Source organism: Methanosphaera sp., from assembly GCF_016282985.1.
Classification (GTDB): domain Archaea; phylum Methanobacteriota; class Methanobacteria; order Methanobacteriales; family Methanobacteriaceae; genus Methanosphaera.
In genome coordinates, this window is sequence record NZ_JAEELZ010000089.1 from 1 (window position 1) to 20,303 (window position 20,303).

A 20,303-nucleotide genomic window follows, 5' to 3' on the forward strand; every position below is an offset into this window, starting at 1 on the left:
CCAGTTGAATCACTCTTAGCATAAAACTTCTTACCATTAATAATAATTTTAACATTACTATTAGTCATAGCCTTACCATCATCAGTAGTAAACTTACCAGCTATAGTCACATTTTCACCCAAAGCAACATCACTAATAGGATAAACAGTTACAATAACATCCTGTGTAGCATAAAATGTTGTACTAGTTTCATAAGGATTGTACTTATCATTACCACTATAACCTATTGTAACATTATTTATTCCTACACGTGATACCTTGGTTGTAAAAGTATATGTACCAGTTGAATCACTCTTAGCATAAAACTTCTTACCATTAATAATAATTTTAACATTACTATTAGTCATAGCCTTACCATCATCAGTAGTAAACCTACCAGTAATAGTCACATTTTCACCGACCTTTAAATTAGGTATTGGTTCATATGTTACAACAACATCTTGTGTAGCATAGAATGTTGTACTAGTTTCATAGCTGTTGTAGTAGTTATTTCCACCGTAACCTACTGAAACCTCGTTTACTCCTGCACGTGTAACTTTTTCGTTAAGAATGTATGTTCCTGTTTGATCAGTTTTTACAAGATATTTCTTAGTATTTATGAAAACTCTTACATTACTGTTAGTAATTGCTTTTCCATTAGCATCTTTGAATGTACCAGTTATAGTTACATTATTTCCTACTTTAGTATCTGCGATATCTTCATATGTTACAACAACATCTTGTTTATTAACTGTAAAACTTGTGTTTGTTTCTGATGATTGATATTCCTCTGTTCCACCATATATTGCTCTGACAGTTTGTTTACCCAGAGTTTTTATTATGGTGTTGTACTCAAACAAACCATTATCTGTTGTTACACTGACTTCTTTATCACCAATGATTAGTCTTACTATTTGATTAGTTAAATTATTACCATCCTTATCTTGTAATATTCCCTTAATTAAAACATTTTCATTGTATTTAATGTCATTTATTGGTTCAAGTACAATTGATGTATTTTTCTTTGTAATATTCAAGGTACTTGTAGTTGTAGCTTCAAAACCTGTTATAGTATCAGTATAACGAATATTTAATGTGTAAACACCACATAAATTCGTAGTATTCATATTCACTACAATATTATCAGTAACTCTATCAATTACCTTACTTCCAATAATATTACCAGATATACTAACAGTTACTCTGGCATTAGATACTTTAGTTCTTGTAAGAACTGTTAAAGGAATAGTTTCTGCGTAATAACAATTTATATCTTCAGAATACAAAGTTAAACTGTTATTGTCTATAGCCATAATATAAGTATTGTTTCTTACTTTTATATTTTGATTATTTGAATTAACATTGATACTTAAATTGTAAGTTCCCATAGGGAAAGTATAATCTGATACAATATTATTAATCATCTTCTTAGTAACACTAGAAGAACCTACCTCAATATTTATAGTAGCATTACTTGGGATATAATTATCAGTTTTTGCCAGATATAACATATTATCTGAAGTTTTAACAAAGTTTTTTGGAGTGTTGTCAATGAAAATTGAATCGGTTATACTATAATCAGAACCAACTTTTTGATAAATTGCACCACCATTTTGAGATGCAACATTATGAATAAATTCACTACGAGTTATATTAAGAGTAGCTTCATTATTTATAGCACCACCATTGATATTAAATGTAACATTAGCAATTTGTTTAGCTTCATTATTTCTGAATTCAGAAGATATAATTTTAACACTACCACTAATAGTATCTATTGCACCACCAACACATGCGGTATTGTTAATAAAAGTAGAAGCAGTTACATTAATATTACCATTATTATGGTTGGATATTGCACCACCTTTTTCATATGCAACATTACCTGTAAATTGTGAATCGGTTACAGTTGTATTACCATACTGATGATTAGTTATTGCTCCACCAGAACCATTTACTGTGTTATTAATGAAATAAGAACCACTTATACTGGTTTTAGCAATATTATTGAGAATTGCACCACCATAACTCTCTGCTTTATTGTTAATAAAGAAAGAATCACTGACAAAAGTAATACTATTATCTTTGGTATGTATTGCTCCACCACGTCCATTTACAATGTTATTAATAAATCTGGATGAAGTTATATTTGCTCTGGCACCATTATGATTGAATATTGCAGCACCATGTGTCGCTGCAGTGTTATCTGTGAAATTGCTTCTAATAACAGTAAGGTTAGCATTATTATAATTGTATATTGCAGCACCATTACCACCAGTTGCATTGTTTTTCACGAAATTAGAATCTGTTAATTTAACATTACCCATTGAGTATATTGCACCACCATTTGATGCTGTATAACGAGTTAACGTAATATCTTTCAATTCCAATGTATAACCTTCATCAACAGTCATGAATCTATAAGTATTTTTACCATCAAGCACTAAACCATTACCTTCTATAGTTAATTTACGTGCACTACCATTACAATTACCCCAAGTCATACTGGCTGTTGCATTATAATTTCCTGCTTTTAAATAAAGAGTAGAATCACTATTTAATAATTTAGCAGCTTCAACAGCTTGTACAAGTTCAGAATAATTAGTTATTTCTGAAAATATAATAAATGAATTATTATCGAATCTATCTGGTAAAAAACCATTTGTCGTTACACATACCTTATGACCCAATGGTACTCTATAACCAAGCAATTGATCAATTAATAGTTGACCTGTGAAAGCTGGAGTGTTATCTTCATCAATATAAACTGAAATACTACCTAGAGCAGGAATAAAGCTATCTTTTCTATCCAACGTAATTATTCTGTCTACTAAAATAAAGTTTTCTGGAGTATTTCCTATGAAAATTGAATTAAATGTTTTAACCCCATCATTTCCATATATAGCAGCTCCACCGTTACTTGCAGTATTATTTATAAATGAAGAAGTATTTACTTCAGAACTTGCATTTTGATTGTTAAATATTCCAGAACCATATTCAGCATTATTATTTTCAAATTTTGAACTACTTACTTTAGATTTACTATCAGTATTGAAAAATACAGCACCACCATATCTTGCTCTGTTAGCGGTAAATGTTGAACCCTTTATAGTAGCATTACCCATCAAATTGATTATTGCCCCACCATTCTCAGTAACAGTATTATTAACAAAGTCAGAATCATTTACAATAATATTACCACGTAGGTTTAATATTGAACCGCCAGTATTACTTGCTTTATTACTTGTAAAGGAAGAATCTGTTACATTAGTATTTCCTTCATCGTTATATATTGCACTACCATTTTCTGAGGTGTTATTCATAAAGATAGATCTAGTTACAGTAAGACTACCATCCAAGTTCCTAATTGCTCCACCCTTAGCACTTACGATATTACCAGTAAATGTAGAGCCTGTAACACTTACAACAGCATTATTATCCATATATAATGCACCACCACCTTTACCTCCATTGTTATTAGTAAAAATGGAACCGGATATTGTAAGTTTATCCTGAGTGAATATTGCTCCTCCACCATCAGAAACAGAGTTCTTTGTGAAGTTTGAATTAGTTACATTAAGAACAGCACCTAAATAGTTTACTATTGCACCACCATCTTTTGCAGTGTTATTACTGAAGTTAGAACTACCAACACTAAAAGTACCATTATTGAAAATTGCACCACCAAAACTAGGTACTGTATTGTTTTTGAAGCTAGAACCAGCTACTCTTACATTACCTTTGTTGTTAAATATTGCACCACCAATGAAATTTGCATTATTCCCAATAAAGTCAGAAGTATTTATATCAGCTCCACCATTAGTGATACCTATTGCAGCTCCACTAGTATTCCCCAAATTTCGTGTGAATTTGGAACCACGTACGTTGAGAGTAGAATTAATACAATATATTGCACCACCAGAATTTGCTTGGTTATTAGTAAAGTTTGAATTAGTTACAGTTGCAGTAGCATTATAGTTAATTATTGCACCACCAGCACTGTTACTATTAGCAATATTGGAATTAAAGTTGGAAGTCTTTACATCAATAGTACCTTGTAAGTTAAATATTGCAGCACCAGTAGCTGCCCGATTACTTGTGAAGTTAGAATTAGTTACATTAAACATACCAACATTGTATATTGCAGCACCTAAATTAGTTCCAGTATTATTTATAAATTCGGAAGATGTTAAAAAAACATTACCATTATTATAGATAGCTCCACTATCGGCCTTGTTATTTTTAAACTTAGAAGTAGTGATGTTAACATTACCATTTATGATATGTAAAACACTACCTTCATCAACAGCAAAATTTGTTGAAAAGGAAGAACCACTGATACTTATCCTACCATTATTTTGGTTGTATAATACTCCACCTTTTGTTGCATTGTTAGCATTGAATGAAGAACCAGTTAGACTAACACTACCTCCATTATCGAATATTACAGCACCATTCGGAGCATAATTATTATTGAAAGTAGATCGTAACACCTCAAGATTTCCATTGTAGTTACATATTGTACCACCCTTAGCTGCACTATTACTTGTAAAGTTAGAATCACTAATATGGCAATTAGCATTTCCATAGTTAAACAATACACTACCAAATGCATTAGTACCTATTGCCCTGTTATCAGTGAAAGTAGAATCACTTACAGTAAGAGTACCTCTATTATTAATTACTCCACCCTGTTCAGCAAGATTACCAGTAAAAGTGGAACCGGTTACAATAAGATTACAGTCCTCAGCATTTAATATTGCACCACCAGATGAAGATACATTATTATTAATGAATTTGGAATTTGTTACTGTAACATCACCTTGAAGGTTATACACTACTCCACCATTTGATGCAGTATAATTGGTAAATGTAATATTATTCAATTTTAAAGTACAATGATTACTTACAGTAATAAATCTATACTGATTATTACCATTAAGTACTAAACCGTTACCTTCTATAACTAATGTTTTCGTACGTAAAGAAGCATCCCAGTTAAAATTAGCTGTTGCATTATAATCACCAGGTAATAAATTAATCGTGAAAGTACCACTTTCTGTAACTGATAATTTAGCATTATTAACCGCTTCAACCAATTGAGTATAACTTGATACTGATTTATATGAATCTGTTTTTGTATTTCTATCTTTGGTAACTTGTTTTGTCACCGCTTTTGTTGTTTCAACTGTATCATCTATACTATTATCATAATTATTTGTTTCATTTCTATCTGTGATTATATTAGTATTATCTGTTGGATAAACCGTATCAGTACTCGTAATTGTGTTTGTATCAAGAACTGTTGTATCTGCATCAGTATTATTTGTTGCACTGACAACTGTTATTCCAAATAACAATAATATTAAAATCATGAATATTAAGAAACACTTTTTATAATTAAACATAGCATCATCTTTATCCCTAATTTTTTTATTAATTAAGTATTCACCATCATATTAAATTTAAATACTTAAAAAAGCATTACATACTAAACAAAAATAGAGTTAAACTGTTGTATCAATATCATACAATAAATACTTTTTTAAGTTGAATTAAACGATATATTATCATTTTTTTAAATTATTAAAAATAATACAACACCCTATTCTTATTGATTTGTAGTTTATACTTTTTTTATAATAAAATTTACCATAAATTAATAATATTTAAATAGTTAGTTAGATTTTTCAAGAATTATCATGTAAAAAATATTATTTCAAGACATTATTAAAAAAATAAATAGATAGAAAAAAAGAAAACCAATATAAAACCGATAGATAATGAAAATATAATGTATTATTAAGAATTTAAAAAAAAAGACAATAAAAATAACAAAAGAAAAAAAAATAGTTAAAAAAATTCTTAAAAATGAAGTATTGATTTTTTAGGTTTGTTCATCATGTATAATTATTTCATCCATCTGATAATCATCCCATTCTCTTAAACCTAAGACTATTTCTAACTCATCAGGAGTAAGTACCGGTTTTTTATACATAGCACTATCATCTATAGCTATCCTTGGACATGCAGTCATTACAAAAGCATCCAAATCATAAGGTAATAATAAATCAGGAGATACATAATCCATATTCAATATTTGTGCATCAAATCCATGATCTTTAATTAATTTTTTTAGATGTATTGCTAAATCAAATCTAAGTTGACCTTTTTTAGAAGACATTATTATTCCAAAAGATTTTGCACTACTTGCTTTGGTTATTCTTGCGAAACGAACTCTTAGAATTCTATCATAAAATTCTTCAATATTTCTTGACTTTCCAATAAAGGGATCAGCAAGGATTACAGGTTTTTGTGTAAAAAGTTTAACTCCTAAAGCATGGAAATCTCCACTACCCACATAAATAATTACATCAACATCTAATTTTTTAATAGATGTGAAGTTGCATCCCAATACTTGTCCTTTAGAAGTTCCTTTTCCATTATCAAGTTTTACGTTATATCCTTTACTTTCAATAATATCAATCATTTCATCTAATTTATGTATATGCTGTGTAGTAGTAACAAGTCCAACTGTGTTAACTTCAGGGTCCAAATTATCTAAAGCATCCAGTATAGGAGCTTCAACATCCGCAGACGAATGAGCCTCAATAAATAGAACAGGACAGTCCGTTTTTATTGGAAGAGGAGTGTGAGCAAAATGAACAACCAAATCGATATGTTTATTAACTTTTACATCAGCCAAATCACAAGCCCCAAAACATGGATCTGCATCAATAATTACGTTTACCTCAGGTAAACTTTCTTGAATAGTGTTTGAAACATGTATTGCATCACTCTTTAATCCTTCAGGAAACTGTAAGATGACATTTTGTGCATCAATACTTTTTATTTTATCTATTATAACATCGAATTTATAATCATAATCCAGTGTAGACATAATAAAAACCTAATCTTCAACAATAGTTACTTTTCCATCTACCATTTTAATTTTTACTAATGTACTAATTTTTTTGTTGGTTGCTTCTTCAACTATTTTTTTACCATCATCTTTTTCAATAGGAAGAATAATATGTACCAGATTTGCTCCAATATCATCAAGAGCTGCGATAACACTTTTTAATGTACCGCCAGTACTTACTACATCATCAATCAACAAAATATTATCATTTTCATTGATATTGTTTATGAATAGTTCACTTTTTCCATAACCTGTTTGTTGATGAACTTGGTATTCACCTTCCAATCCATAAGATCTTTTTCTAATTATTACAAATGGAATATCCGTTTTTAGTGATAAAGCAGTTGCTAATGGAATTCCCATAGATTCTACACCCACAATTTTATCAACATTAGATAAATCAAAATTATCTACAATATAATCCATTATAGAATTTAATAATTTACTTTCAACTAATGGTACTCCATCACTTATTGGATGAACAAAATAAAAATAATCTCCCTTTTTAACTACAGGACATTCAACTAAAGATTTTTTTAACTCTTCTAACATAACAAATGACTCCATACATAGTCTATTTACTTATAAATATATTACTTCGATTTTAGTAAAATACTTAATTATTAATGTAATTGGATATAAATTATATAATAATAGACTTTTACCAATAAAAGATAGGGAGGTTAAAAATGTTAGAAGGATTAAGCGATAGTTTATCCCAAACTATGAAAAAACTAGCAGGTATGTCAATAATAGACAAACAAACACTAAAAGAAGTCACTAAAGATATTCAGCGCGCACTTATCCAGTCAGACGTAAACGTTAAAGTGGTATTTGCTTTAACAAAAAAAATTGAAAAAAGAGCTCTTGAAGAAGAACTTCCAAAAGGTTTAAGTCCAAAAGAACACGTAATGCGCATAGTATACGAAGAATTAGTAAACCTCGTTGGTGAAGAACCAGAAGAACTAAAAATCACCCATAAACCTTTTAAAATAATGATGTTAGGTTTACAAGGTAGTGGTAAAACAACCACAACCGCAAAACTTGTTAAATTACTTAAAAAACGAGGACATACTTGTGCAATTGTATGTACGGACACATGGAGACCTGCAGCATACGAACAATTAAGACAATTATGTGAACCATTAGACACTCCGGTATATGGAGATCCTGAAAATCAGGATGCAATTGATTTAGCTAAAAAAGGACTTGAAAAATTTGAAAACAAATATGATATCATATTAGTAGATACAGCAGGTCGTCATAAAGAGGAACAATACTTACTTGATGAAATGAAAGAATTAAGTGCCGTGGTTGAACCTGATGAAGTAATATTGGTAATTGATGGAACCATAGGTCAACAAGCAAAAAATCAGGCAGAATCATTCAAACAAACCACAGATATTGGTTCAATTATAGTAAGTAAATTAGATGGTTCAGCGAAAGGTGGGGGTGCATTATCTGCAGTTGCAGAAATAGGCGCACCTATTAAATTTATTGGTACCGGTGAAAGAGTAGATGATTTCGAAGCATTTGATCCTAATAGATTTATATCTAGACTTCTTGGAATGGGTGACCTTGAAACCTTAATTGAAAAAGCACAAGAAGTTACCTCTGAAAAATCAGATAAAGAAATGATTGATTCAATTATCAGCGGTAAATTCACATTAAAAGACATGGAAAATCAGTTAAACATGATGAATAAAATGGGACCAATGCAACAAATTATGAAACTAATTCCTGGTATTGGTAGTCAACTTCCTGCTAATGCATCAAAAGTAACTGAAGAGAAACTTGAAAGATACAAAATATTAATGAATTCTATGACTGAATATGAATTAGAAAATCCTGAAGTCATCAAAAAATCCAGAATAAATCGTATCAGTAGAGGTGCAGGATTGACTAATGATGATGTAAAAGAACTACTTAAATATTATAGTGTAACCAAAAAAGCACTAAAAGGTATGGGCAAACGTAATATGGGTGGACCTATGGGTAAACTCATGAGACGTATGAATAGATAAGATTAATCTTATCTTAAATATTTTTTAACTATTTTTTTTAGATTAATAAATTTTAAAGGAAATTATCATGTCAGAAATTAATGACTATAAACTTTGTTCCAGATGCTTAGCTAGAATTAGTAGAAAATTCCCTAAAACTTCAGCTGATGAAAAATGTAGCCTTTGTGATAATTTACTGTTACATGTTGATAAAATTTACCAAGTAATATATAACAAGATACATAAGTTTGGTATAGAATTTGAAACTTTTCACATAGCCTGCCAGGTAAATTATAATGAACTTAATGTAGCTGAAAAAGAAATACATAAGCAGGTAAACTATAAAGGCAACAACGGATTAAAAAAACAGTTAAGAAAAGAATTATCAGCTATGATAGTTGAAAAGATGGGTAAAACTATTGATTATAAAAATCCCGAAGTAATTATCAATATTAAAATAAGAAAAAAAGCATTTCCACACACACCTTATGCTGAAATTAAAAATTTAACCGTGTTTATTGATTCTAATCCTTTGTTTATAGAAGGAAAATACCGTAAATTAGTCAGAGGCATACCACAAACCAAATGGCCATGTACAAAATGTAAAGGTAAAGGATGTGAATCTTGTGATGGAACAGGACAACAATATAAGGAAACAGTTGAAGGACTGATAGGTAAACACTTATTACCAATGGCAAAAGGTAAAACTATTAAATTTCATGGTTCTGGTAGGGAAGACATAGATGTATTAATGCTTGGAGAAGGCAGGCCTTTTGTTATTGAAGTTAAACATCCATTTGTCAGAAAAATAGATTTAAAACTTTTAAGAAGAGTTGTGAATAGCCATAGTGAGGGTAAAATAGAAATTAATGATTTGAAATTTGTAGATAACAATAGACGTGCAGCAATAAAAAACAGTTCTGTTGAAAGTTATAAAATCTACTCCGCAATAGCTGAATTTGAAAAGGGAGTTACAAGTAACGATTTAAAAAAGATAGAAAAACTACACGTTATCAATCAAAGAACACCTATTAGGGTATCACATAGAAGAGCAGATAAGATCAGAACTAGAGAGATTAAAGAACTTGAAGCTGAAAGAATAAACAGTAAAAAACTTCGTTTAAAAATTAAATGTCAGGGTGGATTATATATTAAGGAATTAATCTCTGGTGATGAAGGACGAACCGTACCTAGTGTAAGTAGCGTTACTAACAATAAAGCATTGTGTACACAATTAGATGTTTTAAAAGTTCATATACCTTAAGTATATGTTAAAAAAAATAATAGAAAGATTTTTCTATTAATCCACTATTTTTATTGTAATTTTTTGATTATCCATTTTTATAACTATACTATTCAAATCCATATTTAAATGATAATAAACATATAAATTTTTAGTTATTTCCCTGTTATTATTTTCTTTAATTATGAATTTTCTTGAAGGTAAAAATGCATCAGTATATCTATAATTATTATTTTCTTTGATAGTTGCTGTACTGACAAGTAAATTCTTATCTACATTCTTAGTTCTATTTACAACAACATTAAGATTTGATTTCAACCAATTCGTTTCTATATTAATATCATTTATGGTAATGGTAAGAAGTACATAATTTAATATCTTAAAATTACTGGTTACATTATTAGGAACATAATTTGATCCAAACCAACAAGCCCGTATTATATTGTAATTACATGATTCGTTATATATCTTTTTTGAATATAGTATATATTTGCCGTTATTATTTACTAATGAAGTACCATCCAAAATAATTTGACTTTTAAATGTTCTATAATTTTTACTGTTATCAATGTATAACACACTTCCAAGAGTAGCTGTATTATTTATCATATTTGATTCAATTATACGCATATTTACAACAGATGAAGAATAAATAGCTCCTCCATTTTTATTAGCATAATTATTTTCAAAATTACAAAAACTAAATCCTAATCTGGAATAATATTCTATAGATATTACTCCACCATTACAATCTGATGATTGATTAACAACATTATTTTTAAATGTTGTTTCAAGGAAATTTCCTTGTATTAAACCAAGAATTTGTATTGCTCCACCTCTTTTTACTGCCCGATTATATGTAAAACTACTCTTTTCAACATTGACCGTTGTTTCTCCAGTTATAACCATTGCTCCACCACAACATGCAGTATTATTGTGATATTTATTGTTAATTATATTGATCCATTGAACGAATTTGTTAGAATAAATGGCTCCTCCCCTATATGCGCTATTGTGATTAAAAATTGTATTTTTTATATTAAACTGAGAAGATGCACTTGTAATAAATATTGCACCACCTGATGGAATTTGATTTTCAACAATATTAATTGTGGATACCCTATTATCCTTAAAAGTACAGTTATCAATTAAAATATTATTTAATCCCTTATCTAATAATGCTCCACCATTAATAGTAGCAGAATTTTTAATAAATGATGTGTTTTTTATGGTTAATACTCCATAATTATTGATTGCTCCAGCTTCATAGTAAGCAATATTTTTTTGGAAAATAGAGGATGTTATTTTTACAGTTTCTCCACTATTAACAGAAATTGCTCCACCAATATCTGCTTTATTATTTTCAAAATAGCAGTTCAATATATCAGCATGTCCACTACCTATAGCTATTGCTCCTCCTTTAGTTCTGTTAGTACCTGCAGTATTTTTTATGGCAATATTACTTAAAAATTTTGAATTTGAAATTTTCAACGTTGCATGATTACCATTTAATATTGCATTTCCCCAAATTGCTTCATTATTCTTAAAAACAGAATTATCAACATTCACTGTGGAATATGCTGAAGCATAAATTGCTGCTCCGCCAGTACTGTGTAAATAGTTTTTATCTGTTAATTTATTATTGATAAATGTACAATTCATTACATTATATATGGAATTATATCCTCCCATTTGTAATGCTGCTCCAAATCTAACAGCCGTATTTGATTCAAATTTGGAATTAGTAATATTTGCACTTATATTTGCTCCGGAACCAAACAATACTGCCCCATTATTTCCTTTATTGTTTTTAAAGGTACAGTTATTTATAACTAATTTTGAATTTGAGGATAATAATATAACTCCCCCCTGGGAATAATTAGCGTTTGTAACTGTTAAATTATCAAAGGATAATTTAGCTCCCTTATAAACTCTAAAACCCTGATTTGAGTTACAATTTATAATTGTTTTTTCCCTATTGCTTCCAATTATTTTAATATTTTTTAATATGTTATTTTTATTAGAAAGCTTATAAGTTCCTTCGTTTAAATAGATTATATTCTCTTTATCTACAGCTTTGCTTATAGCTAAATTTAAACTATAATATGGATTATTAATTGTTCCATCCTGTTTAGAATTTTTAATATTTAGATTAACATAAATTTTTTTAGCATTTACTGGTTCTGTTGATTCTTTAGATTGAACAGATGTATTTTTTATATTATTTGAATAAATATTATTCTTTTTCAAAGAATTTTTTGTAGAAACATCCTTAGAAATTGAATCGTTAACTTTTGAATAGTCTTCAATATTATTATCTTTTTGGATATTAATCTGTCCATTGTCGATATGATTGATGTTATTGTCAATATCAGCAGCAAATGATACCCCTACAAACAATAAGAGACATATTACAAAAACAGAATATTTGATATATTTAATAATATTACCTCCCTAAGCCATTACCCTAAATGTAAAACACATAATTAGAGAATTATTATTTATCATATTTCTATTTTCAATTAAAAATAAATTTTGCACAAAAATATTCAAATGAAAAAAAGAAGGTATAGATATATAAATAATGAAGATTATAAATATAATATAATATTAAAACATAGGATACTCTTGTTTTATAAATATTTAATACAAGAAATATGTTATAATACATACATAATTTCTTTCTTAGCTCTAAAGAAATTAATAAGAAGAAATAACTCATTACAGGATAATTAGAATTTAGTATTCAAAATAATTAGTTATACTAATAATTAGCTATTAGTCAAAACCTATAAGACTAAAAAAACCTTATTATTTGTGAAAAACCTATAACTCACAATAAAACCTATAAAATTAAATTCTATAACATAAATGAGATGATAAAAGATGAAAAAATCAAAAGGATTTAAAAGTCGATCAAGATATAAACTTAAAAAAAGTATCAGACCTAAACGAGCTAATATTATAAGTAAAAAAATACAAGTATTTGAAAATGGTCAAAAAGTACATATAATTACAGATTCAAGTTTCCAAAAAGGACAACCACACCCTAGATTCCACGGAAAAACTGGTGAAGTAGTTGGACAAAAAGGAAGAGCATACCTTGTTGCTATTAAAGATGGAAACAAAGCTAAAGAATTAATTATTAGACCTGAACATCTCAAATTACAAGTACAAGAGTGATTATGATGATTGGAAAAAAAGTCATTGATACCAAACCTATTACAATATCTGAAGCAAAAGAAATTCTAATGAAAAAAGTAGAAGAAAAAGCTGATGAAAATAACGAAGTCGATGGCCGCCAATTTACATATGAACAAAACTTAACTATTGACTATGTCAGTAAGTTTGCACTTCTTGATGCTGATGATGCTCGAGAGTTAGTTACTAAACTTGAAGAATATCTTACAGAAGCTCAAGCAGTAAAAGTAGTGGATTTGATGCCAGAAGATCTTGATGACTTAAGATTAATATTTGCAAAAGAAAGAGGAAACTTTGATACAGATCTTTTGCAAAATATATTAGATTTATTGGATCAATACCGATAAATCGATCCTCTACTTCTTATCTTTAAGAATTAACCTCCAAATTATATATACTTACTTTTCTATTAATAACTTAATTGAGACATTAATATGCCCAACAATACCAGAGAAATTCTCGATAAATATAATATAAGGTTAGATAAGAATAAAAGTCAAAACTACCTTATAGATGATAATAAGTTAAATAATATCCTTTATCATGCAGATATTCAATCTGATGAAGTAATACTAGAAATTGGAGCTGGAATAGGTACTTTAACCATACCAATGGCCAAAAAAGCTTCAAAAGTTATTGCTATAGAAAAAGATCCAATAATATCTGATATTTTGAAACAACGATTGATTAAAGAAAAGATTACAAATATTGAAGTGATTAATGAAGATGCGTTGAAAATTGATTTTCCAAATTTTGATAAAGTGGTTTCCAATTTACCTTATCAAATATCATCACCAGTTACTTTCAAATTATTAGAATATGACTTTAAAAAAGCAGTCTTGATGTATCAGTTGGAATTTGCTAAGAGAATGAATGCAAAATTCAATTCAAAAGAATATTCCAGATTATCAGTGGCCTTATATTTTAGAGCTGATATTAAAATTATTGATACTTTACCTCCTCAAGCATTTATACCTCAACCTAAGGTTAATAGTGCAGTTATTGAGCTTATACCTAAAAAAGAAGTAAATATTAATAGCTTGTTTGATGATGTTACAAGAGCATTATTCCAACATAGAAATAAAAAGGCTAAAAAAGCACTTGTTCAGTCTGCTCATGAACTTAATTTTGATAAGAAGGAATTAAAAAAGATTCTGGATACTATAGATTGTCCTTTATTCGAAGAAAAAGTGTTTAAACTTAGTCCTGAAGATATTCTTGAAATTTCTACAGTATTAGGAGATAAGTTATGAATTATAATGGTATAGAATACAATGAATGTGAAGAAGTATATCCTCCTGCTGAGGATACTTTCTTATTAATAGATAACTTAATTATCAATGATACAGACAAAGTTTTAGAAATTGGTACGGGAAGTGGAGTTGTAAGTATAAGTGCGTCTTTGAAATGCATCGAAGTAACTTCTACCGATATAAATCCTCATGCTATTAAATGTGCAGAAAGTAATATTAAACTTAACAATAGAGAAAACATTACTGTTATTTTGAGTGACTTGTTTGAAAATATTGAAGACAAATATGATTTAATACTTTTTAATACGCCATATCTACCTGTAATCGAAGAAGAACATGTTGATGATGATTATTCTAAGGCATGGGATGGTGGAGAAAGTGGACGTGAAGTTATTGATAAATTCATAGAACAAGCACCATCTTATTTAAAAAAAGGTGGAAGGATACAATTAGTTCAATCTTCATTATCAGACAATGAAAAGACTTTGAAAATCTTTGAAAAAATGGGTTTAAAAGCTGAAATAACAGCCGTAGAACATATTTTCTTTGAAGACATTACATTGATTACTGCTTACAAATAATCACCCCCATTTTTATAAAAATTCTTTTTTTAATCCTGAAAAATTTTCTTCAAAAATTCTATAAATAAAGTATTTATACTTCTTAATACAATTCATTAGTAGATGATTATAATACAGTATTAAATATTTAAAGTAATTTAAGTTAAAATTATAGTCATTTGAAGAATTTAAATAAAGAAGCCTAGAAATAGAAAATAAATATAAAAAATAAGCCTAGAAACAGAAATAATAGGAGATTAAATATGAATAAATTTACGCCTATATTAATATTACTTCTTATAATAGGAGTAGTATCTGTGTCAGGGTGCATACATTACGTTGATGGAGGAAACAGTCCATCAATAAGTGATGTTTCTGAAAATAATAATCCACTAGAAGTATTACAGGGAGAAAATAATTCAGACTCTGATACAAAAACTACCGAAAAAACTCTGGTAGCTAAAGTCAACAAAACGGGAAACATTAAAATAGCTAATGAATCCACATCAAAAAATATTAAAGAAAAACATCAAAGTAACGGTAACGTTCAACCAAAAATTTCAAAAGCAGACATTGAAAAACAAGTCATCAACATTTTGAAAAGTGAAAATCCGAATACTGACTTTACCACTGAAACAACATTAGTTTACATTGAAAATAAACCAATTTATATCATAGACATCTATGATAATCAAGGTTGGTACGGTTACTTAGAAGTAGATGCTGACAACGGTCCAATAGGAAATGATCTGGAAGGATACTCCTTTAACGGAGGAGCATTTAGGGATGAAGTAAATGATGAAGGAACTGCTAAAACTGCAACTAATACTTCTAATGAAACTGAAAAAAATAGCTTAAACAGTAGTGAATCAAATTTATTACCTGAAAATGAAATAAAAAATATAATGGACAACGAATTAAAAACAAACTATTCAATTGAAGAATCAGATTACAATATCAATAAGTTTAGTGAAAATGACACAGAATTCTATAATGTTACAATATCTGCTTTAAATAAAAGTTCAGATAAAAACATTTCAGGTAATGCTACAATTAATGCTAAAACCGGTGAGATAATCTCATTAAAGTTATCAGAAATAAGTGAAAAAATATATTCTGTAGATGAAGCTGGAGATTTTGTTGACATAGTATATAAAGGTAAGAAAGTTTCTGTTAGAGAAAATTACCCTTATTACAGTCCACAAAACGATAAAATTTATTATTCAGCAGAAGAAGAAGCAGAAGATTTATACCAGATGGCATTGGAGTTTGATTAAATTAAACTCCATTCTTTTTTTTAATTAATTTTTAAATTTTCGAATAGTTTTCTATAAAACCTTACAATATAACCTACAACTATACCTGCAAATATTGTTCCAAGACCTATTCCCTGAAATGTACCATATAATGCCAGGGATAATATACCACCAATAATTACGTTGGAAGAATCAAAAGCTGTTTTTATTTTTCCAAATTCCATATCAGTAACATGCCGTACTGCCAGTGAAACACCTTCACCCGGAAGTACTATTGCATTTGATATTACTTCAAAATAGACTCCAAATGCAATGATAAAACAACTGATAATGCATAATATCCACTGGGAAATATAATCTGTTGGTTGTAAAGGTGTTAAAACATATAAAGCAAAATCAATAAAATATCCGAAAAAGACTGTAACTAATAATTGCATCCATTGCTTTCTCTGAAAGTCTTTCTTTAGTATTATTACCTGTATAACGATTAATAAAAAATTGAATATTATGGTTATCATTCCCAGAGATAACGGAACTGAATATTTAAGTACGTTGGGAATACATGATATTGGTGTTGTACCTAAATCAGATTTTACAGATAAGGCAACTCCAAAAGACATGATAAATAACCCAATAAGCAGTATAGTGTAATTTTTTAGTACCGCTTTCCAATTTAGATTAAAATCAGAACAATTTTTTAAATTAGTATTTTTTTTCATATTCTCATGTAGTATATTTGTTTTTAAAAATAAAATAATTGAATTTATTTATGTTAATAAATAAGAGGATAATTATTTTTCACCGGCTATTACAAAGTATCTGTAATATTTATAGTAAACATCCACATTTTTATAACCTATATCTTCATACCACTGTATTGTATCCAATAATTTTGCAGGCTTATCCAATAATCTTCTCTGTCTTAAGATATCTTTTTCTTTTTCAGGAATGTTTTGTCTGTTTAGATGGCTGGCATCTTCTTTCTTATATATTTCTTCAGTATATTCCGTTGCTCCACAAACCTGATCTGCATTAATGAATACTCCGCCAGTTCTTAAGAAATTATAGATTCTTTTGTATAAAACCTTTTTTTCTTCATCTGTTAAATGATGAATAGACAATGAAGATACGATTATATCATAATCTTTATCAAAATCATGTGTTAAATAATCCGCTTCAATATATTTAAAATTTTTATCATTAAATTTATTTTTTGCTATGTTTAACATTTCAGTAGATAAATCCACCAATGTAATGTCAGAGTTTGGATGCTGTTTATATAATAATTCTGTTAATATTCCAGTTCCTGCACCCAAATCCAATATTTTCGGATCTGAATAATTTTTTGTCAAATTGACTACTGTATTATAATAGATATCCATATTGGGTATTGCCTGTTTTCTATATTTATCATAATCTGTGGATGCTTTATTAAATGCATCAACTACTTCTTTGTTTTCCATGTTTAATTCCTCATGTAGCTATTTTCATATTTAAAACATATGTTTTTGGCTTTATTACTTCATCTAAGAACTCTTCCTTATTATCCGTATCATACACCAGATAAGTGTTATTATTATTGGTTAGGATATGTAAAAATATAGTTTGGTTTTGGTTTCTCATTAACTGTTCTAATTGATTATTGATACATGTTTTTCTTGTCTGACCAGTAATGTTTTCAGAATATGTGTTGGAAATAACATATTTAACATCAGAATCTGATATGATATAATATTTTCCGGATGACAATGACTCATCGTTAACATTTATTGTTTTACAAATCCATTGTTCTGAATGATTGTATGGACAATAAACTGTCATATTTTCCTTTTTGAATGATGTTATATCAAAAGCATAATCAAATAACACTACTGTACTTTTTGATTGAATTTGTTTTTTATTATTAAAATTACTTTTTCCGGCAATTAATACTTCATTATTAGGATTACTTTTAGAATACATTGTTAAAGAATAATCAATACCGGTAGGAAAATATTTATCCAACAAATAAGGGTTATTTTTTAATTTAATTAATTTATCATAACTTAATAATTGATTTTTTGGAGATTTCAAACCTACTGTATCAACCTTGTTAACATTTAATTCTTCCCAATTATTTGGTGTTCCACTTGTTTTTGTTAATGCTGATATACTATCTTCCAATAAATTATTTAATTGTTTGTTATTTATTCTTGTTACCTGGTTGTCGTTCAATGTTACTGTTGCATATATTACTATTGAAAATATTACTAATAATATTATCAGGTATAGTAATATGTCTGTAATTATTATCTGTCCTTTATTGTTCATAATCCATACTTTGATTTATGTCCATTATCCAAATAGAGGAATGTATTATTGTCTATTGAAACTAAATTTCCTGGATATTGATTATTAATATCATTCAACAGTACGTGATCTATTGATGCTGGTGCATCATCTGACAGTTTTGTTGGGATAATAAAAGTTTCAAATCCAAAATGATTACAGTTTGTCTTATTTTCTAATCTACAAAAAATACACATACCATCATGACTATTATGGTAGTAATGATTATTTAAACAAGATAAAATTGTTTCATTACTATTTCCATGTTGCGAATAATCACTTAATGGACATTCCTTTATAATTATTGATTGAATTGTGTTTAAATATGCATCCGGATTATTTATATTTATATGCCCCGATAGCTGATTACCGTATTCAAGATAATTTCCATTAAGCGTTGCTCCGGTTTTTAAAGTAGGTAACGGATCATATACTGGAAATCTTTTATCAGTGATTTCCACTAATTTTTGTTCATTTTTAGAATTTTTTATTTTGTTATCTTTGGTTGAAACAACTAATAAATAATATAATTCAATTTTAAACGGATTATCTGATGATTTTAAATCCTTTATTTCACAATCTATTAAAAAATTATTATTATAATGTATCTCTTTTTCATTAATCCTATTTTGAATATATCTTCTTATAGTATCCTTATCTGTAACAGATCGTTTTGAAGTTACAATATCATACGTAATATTATGCAAGGATTCCTTAGTAACAATTAATATTTCATTTTCAAAATCCTCACTTATACTCTTAATTTGATTGGATTCTAAATTTTCAACCGTATTGTTAACATTATGACTGTATTCATCTATTGTAATTACCAGTAAAAGAAATACGGGAATTAATAATATTAACAGTAATATACTAGTTGTAAAACCTTTTTGATCATTAATAATTTTCATAATATACTATATAATATAATATATTAAAAACAATGTTTATAAAATTATCAGATTATTAAACATTGTATAAAAAAATAAGGATGATATAATATTAATCAAGTCTTTCATATGATGTTACTACTACTTCCAAGTTATATTTTTTTGAATAATACTTATCATCATCAGTCATAATATCCAAAATAACTCTCATATTTCCATCATCTAAAAAAGATAAGAGTCTGGATTGGAAATTACCCCATTGTTCTTGAATTTCGGAATCATTATAAGTTCTGGTTATTGTAGATACATCTTTTGACCATTTTCCCTCATTATGATATTCCAATATTTCGGAAACAGGAAAATCTTTTACAGTTATTCTAATAGATACTGAAATAACATCATCCAAAGATAATTTATCATTAATAGAGTAATGAACTATTTTATCCATATTAACACTTCCTTTATAAGCAAAACTATTTAATGATATGATGTTTTAAATGTATATACCTTATTATTTTTTAAAATACAGGCTCTGTAGAAATCATATGAATAAAGTGTGAAAAGTAATACTTTTTATCAAAATATTTAAATACTATTATCAAATAATTATTAACTATACAATAAGTAATAATTTATTATCCATATTTAATATTTTATTATTTGGTGTA

The 20,303-nt window shown here is 28.0% G+C and carries 15 protein-coding genes and 1 pseudogene; 7 read left to right on the top strand and 9 right to left on the bottom strand.

Annotation, left to right across the window (positions count from 1 at the left end; genetic code table 11):
- The 3 genes and pseudogenes from QZZ11_RS05605 to hpt all read right to left on the bottom strand — a co-directional run.
- Positions 1–5,387: pseudogene (locus QZZ11_RS05605) on the bottom strand (hypothetical protein); the annotation flags it as partial.
- Between the two features lie 479 nt (positions 5,388–5,866).
- Positions 5,867–6,880, bottom strand: a complete 1,014-nt coding sequence (dph2, locus tag QZZ11_RS05610; protein ID WP_292474319.1) for a diphthamide biosynthesis enzyme Dph2 — start codon at positions 6,878–6,880, stop codon at positions 5,867–5,869.
- Positions 6,881–6,889: 9 nt separating this feature from the next.
- Positions 6,890–7,453 (bottom strand): hypoxanthine/guanine phosphoribosyltransferase, encoded by a 564-nt coding sequence (gene hpt / locus QZZ11_RS05615; protein WP_292474321.1) that lies wholly within the window; start codon positions 7,451–7,453, stop codon positions 6,890–6,892.
- A 137-nt stretch (positions 7,454–7,590) separates the two neighbouring features.
- Here hpt and QZZ11_RS05620 point away from each other — a divergent pair, with 137 nt between their 5' ends.
- A complete protein-coding gene (locus tag QZZ11_RS05620) occupies positions 7,591–8,925 on the top strand; it encodes a signal recognition particle protein Srp54 (RefSeq protein ID WP_292474322.1) in 1,335 nt (444 codons plus the stop codon).
- 67 nt (positions 8,926–8,992) lie between these two features.
- Complete coding sequence (locus tag QZZ11_RS05625; RefSeq protein WP_292474324.1) at positions 8,993–10,168, top strand: tRNA pseudouridine(54/55) synthase Pus10; 1,176 nt, start codon at positions 8,993–8,995, stop codon at positions 10,166–10,168.
- A gap of 36 nt (positions 10,169–10,204) precedes the next feature.
- On the opposite strand, the gene QZZ11_RS05630 is transcribed toward QZZ11_RS05625, so the two are convergent.
- A complete protein-coding gene (locus QZZ11_RS05630; protein WP_292474326.1) occupies positions 10,205–12,547 on the bottom strand; it encodes a right-handed parallel beta-helix repeat-containing protein in 2,343 nt (780 codons plus the stop codon).
- Positions 12,548–13,033: 486 nt separating this feature from the next.
- On the opposite strand from QZZ11_RS05630, the gene QZZ11_RS05635 reads away from it, so the two are divergent.
- From QZZ11_RS05635 to QZZ11_RS05655, 5 genes are all read left to right on the top strand, one after another.
- Positions 13,034–13,330 carry a 50S ribosomal protein L21e gene (locus QZZ11_RS05635; protein WP_292474328.1) on the top strand — a complete coding sequence of 99 codons (297 nt, stop codon included), beginning with the start codon at positions 13,034–13,036 and terminating at the stop codon, positions 13,328–13,330.
- A 2-nt stretch (positions 13,331–13,332) separates the two neighbouring features.
- Complete coding sequence (locus QZZ11_RS05640; protein WP_292474330.1) at positions 13,333–13,695, top strand: RNA polymerase Rpb4 family protein; 363 nt, start codon at positions 13,333–13,335, stop codon at positions 13,693–13,695.
- An 87-nt stretch (positions 13,696–13,782) separates the two neighbouring features.
- Positions 13,783–14,601: a 16S rRNA (adenine(1518)-N(6)/adenine(1519)-N(6))-dimethyltransferase RsmA gene (gene rsmA / locus QZZ11_RS05645; protein ID WP_292474332.1), complete on the top strand. Its 819-nt coding sequence runs from the start codon at positions 13,783–13,785 to the stop codon at positions 14,599–14,601.
- On the top strand, positions 14,598–15,182 hold the full coding sequence (locus QZZ11_RS05650) for a HemK2/MTQ2 family protein methyltransferase (RefSeq protein ID WP_292474334.1): 585 nt from the start codon (positions 14,598–14,600) through the stop codon (positions 15,180–15,182). Before rsmA ends, QZZ11_RS05650 begins: the two co-directional genes overlap by 4 nt.
- A gap of 242 nt (positions 15,183–15,424) precedes the next feature.
- The gene (locus QZZ11_RS05655; protein ID WP_292474335.1) at positions 15,425–16,438 is read left to right on the top strand and encodes a hypothetical protein; all 1,014 of its coding nucleotides are present in this window, start codon (positions 15,425–15,427) and stop codon (positions 16,436–16,438) included.
- A gap of 20 nt (positions 16,439–16,458) precedes the next feature.
- Here the strand turns inward: QZZ11_RS05655 and QZZ11_RS05660 are convergent, their stop codons facing one another.
- The 5 genes from QZZ11_RS05660 to QZZ11_RS05680 form a co-directional block, all read right to left on the bottom strand.
- The gene (locus QZZ11_RS05660) at positions 16,459–17,136 is read right to left on the bottom strand and encodes a DUF6198 family protein (protein WP_365952827.1); all 678 of its coding nucleotides are present in this window, start codon (positions 17,134–17,136) and stop codon (positions 16,459–16,461) included.
- 72 nt (positions 17,137–17,208) lie between these two features.
- A complete protein-coding gene (locus QZZ11_RS05665) occupies positions 17,209–17,880 on the bottom strand; it encodes a class I SAM-dependent methyltransferase (RefSeq protein WP_292474339.1) in 672 nt (223 codons plus the stop codon).
- Positions 17,881–17,890: 10 nt separating this feature from the next.
- Positions 17,891–18,727 carry a hypothetical protein gene (locus QZZ11_RS05670; protein WP_292474341.1) on the bottom strand — a complete coding sequence of 279 codons (837 nt, stop codon included), beginning with the start codon at positions 18,725–18,727 and terminating at the stop codon, positions 17,891–17,893.
- Positions 18,724–19,656: a hypothetical protein gene (locus QZZ11_RS05675; protein ID WP_292474343.1), complete on the bottom strand. Its 933-nt coding sequence runs from the start codon at positions 19,654–19,656 to the stop codon at positions 18,724–18,726. The genes QZZ11_RS05670 and QZZ11_RS05675 overlap by 4 nt, the downstream gene beginning before the upstream one ends.
- A 91-nt stretch (positions 19,657–19,747) precedes the next feature.
- Positions 19,748–20,083, bottom strand: coding sequence for a hypothetical protein (locus QZZ11_RS05680; RefSeq protein WP_292474345.1), 336 nt, complete (start codon positions 20,081–20,083; stop codon positions 19,748–19,750).
- Positions 20,084–20,303: the final 220 nt, after the last annotated feature.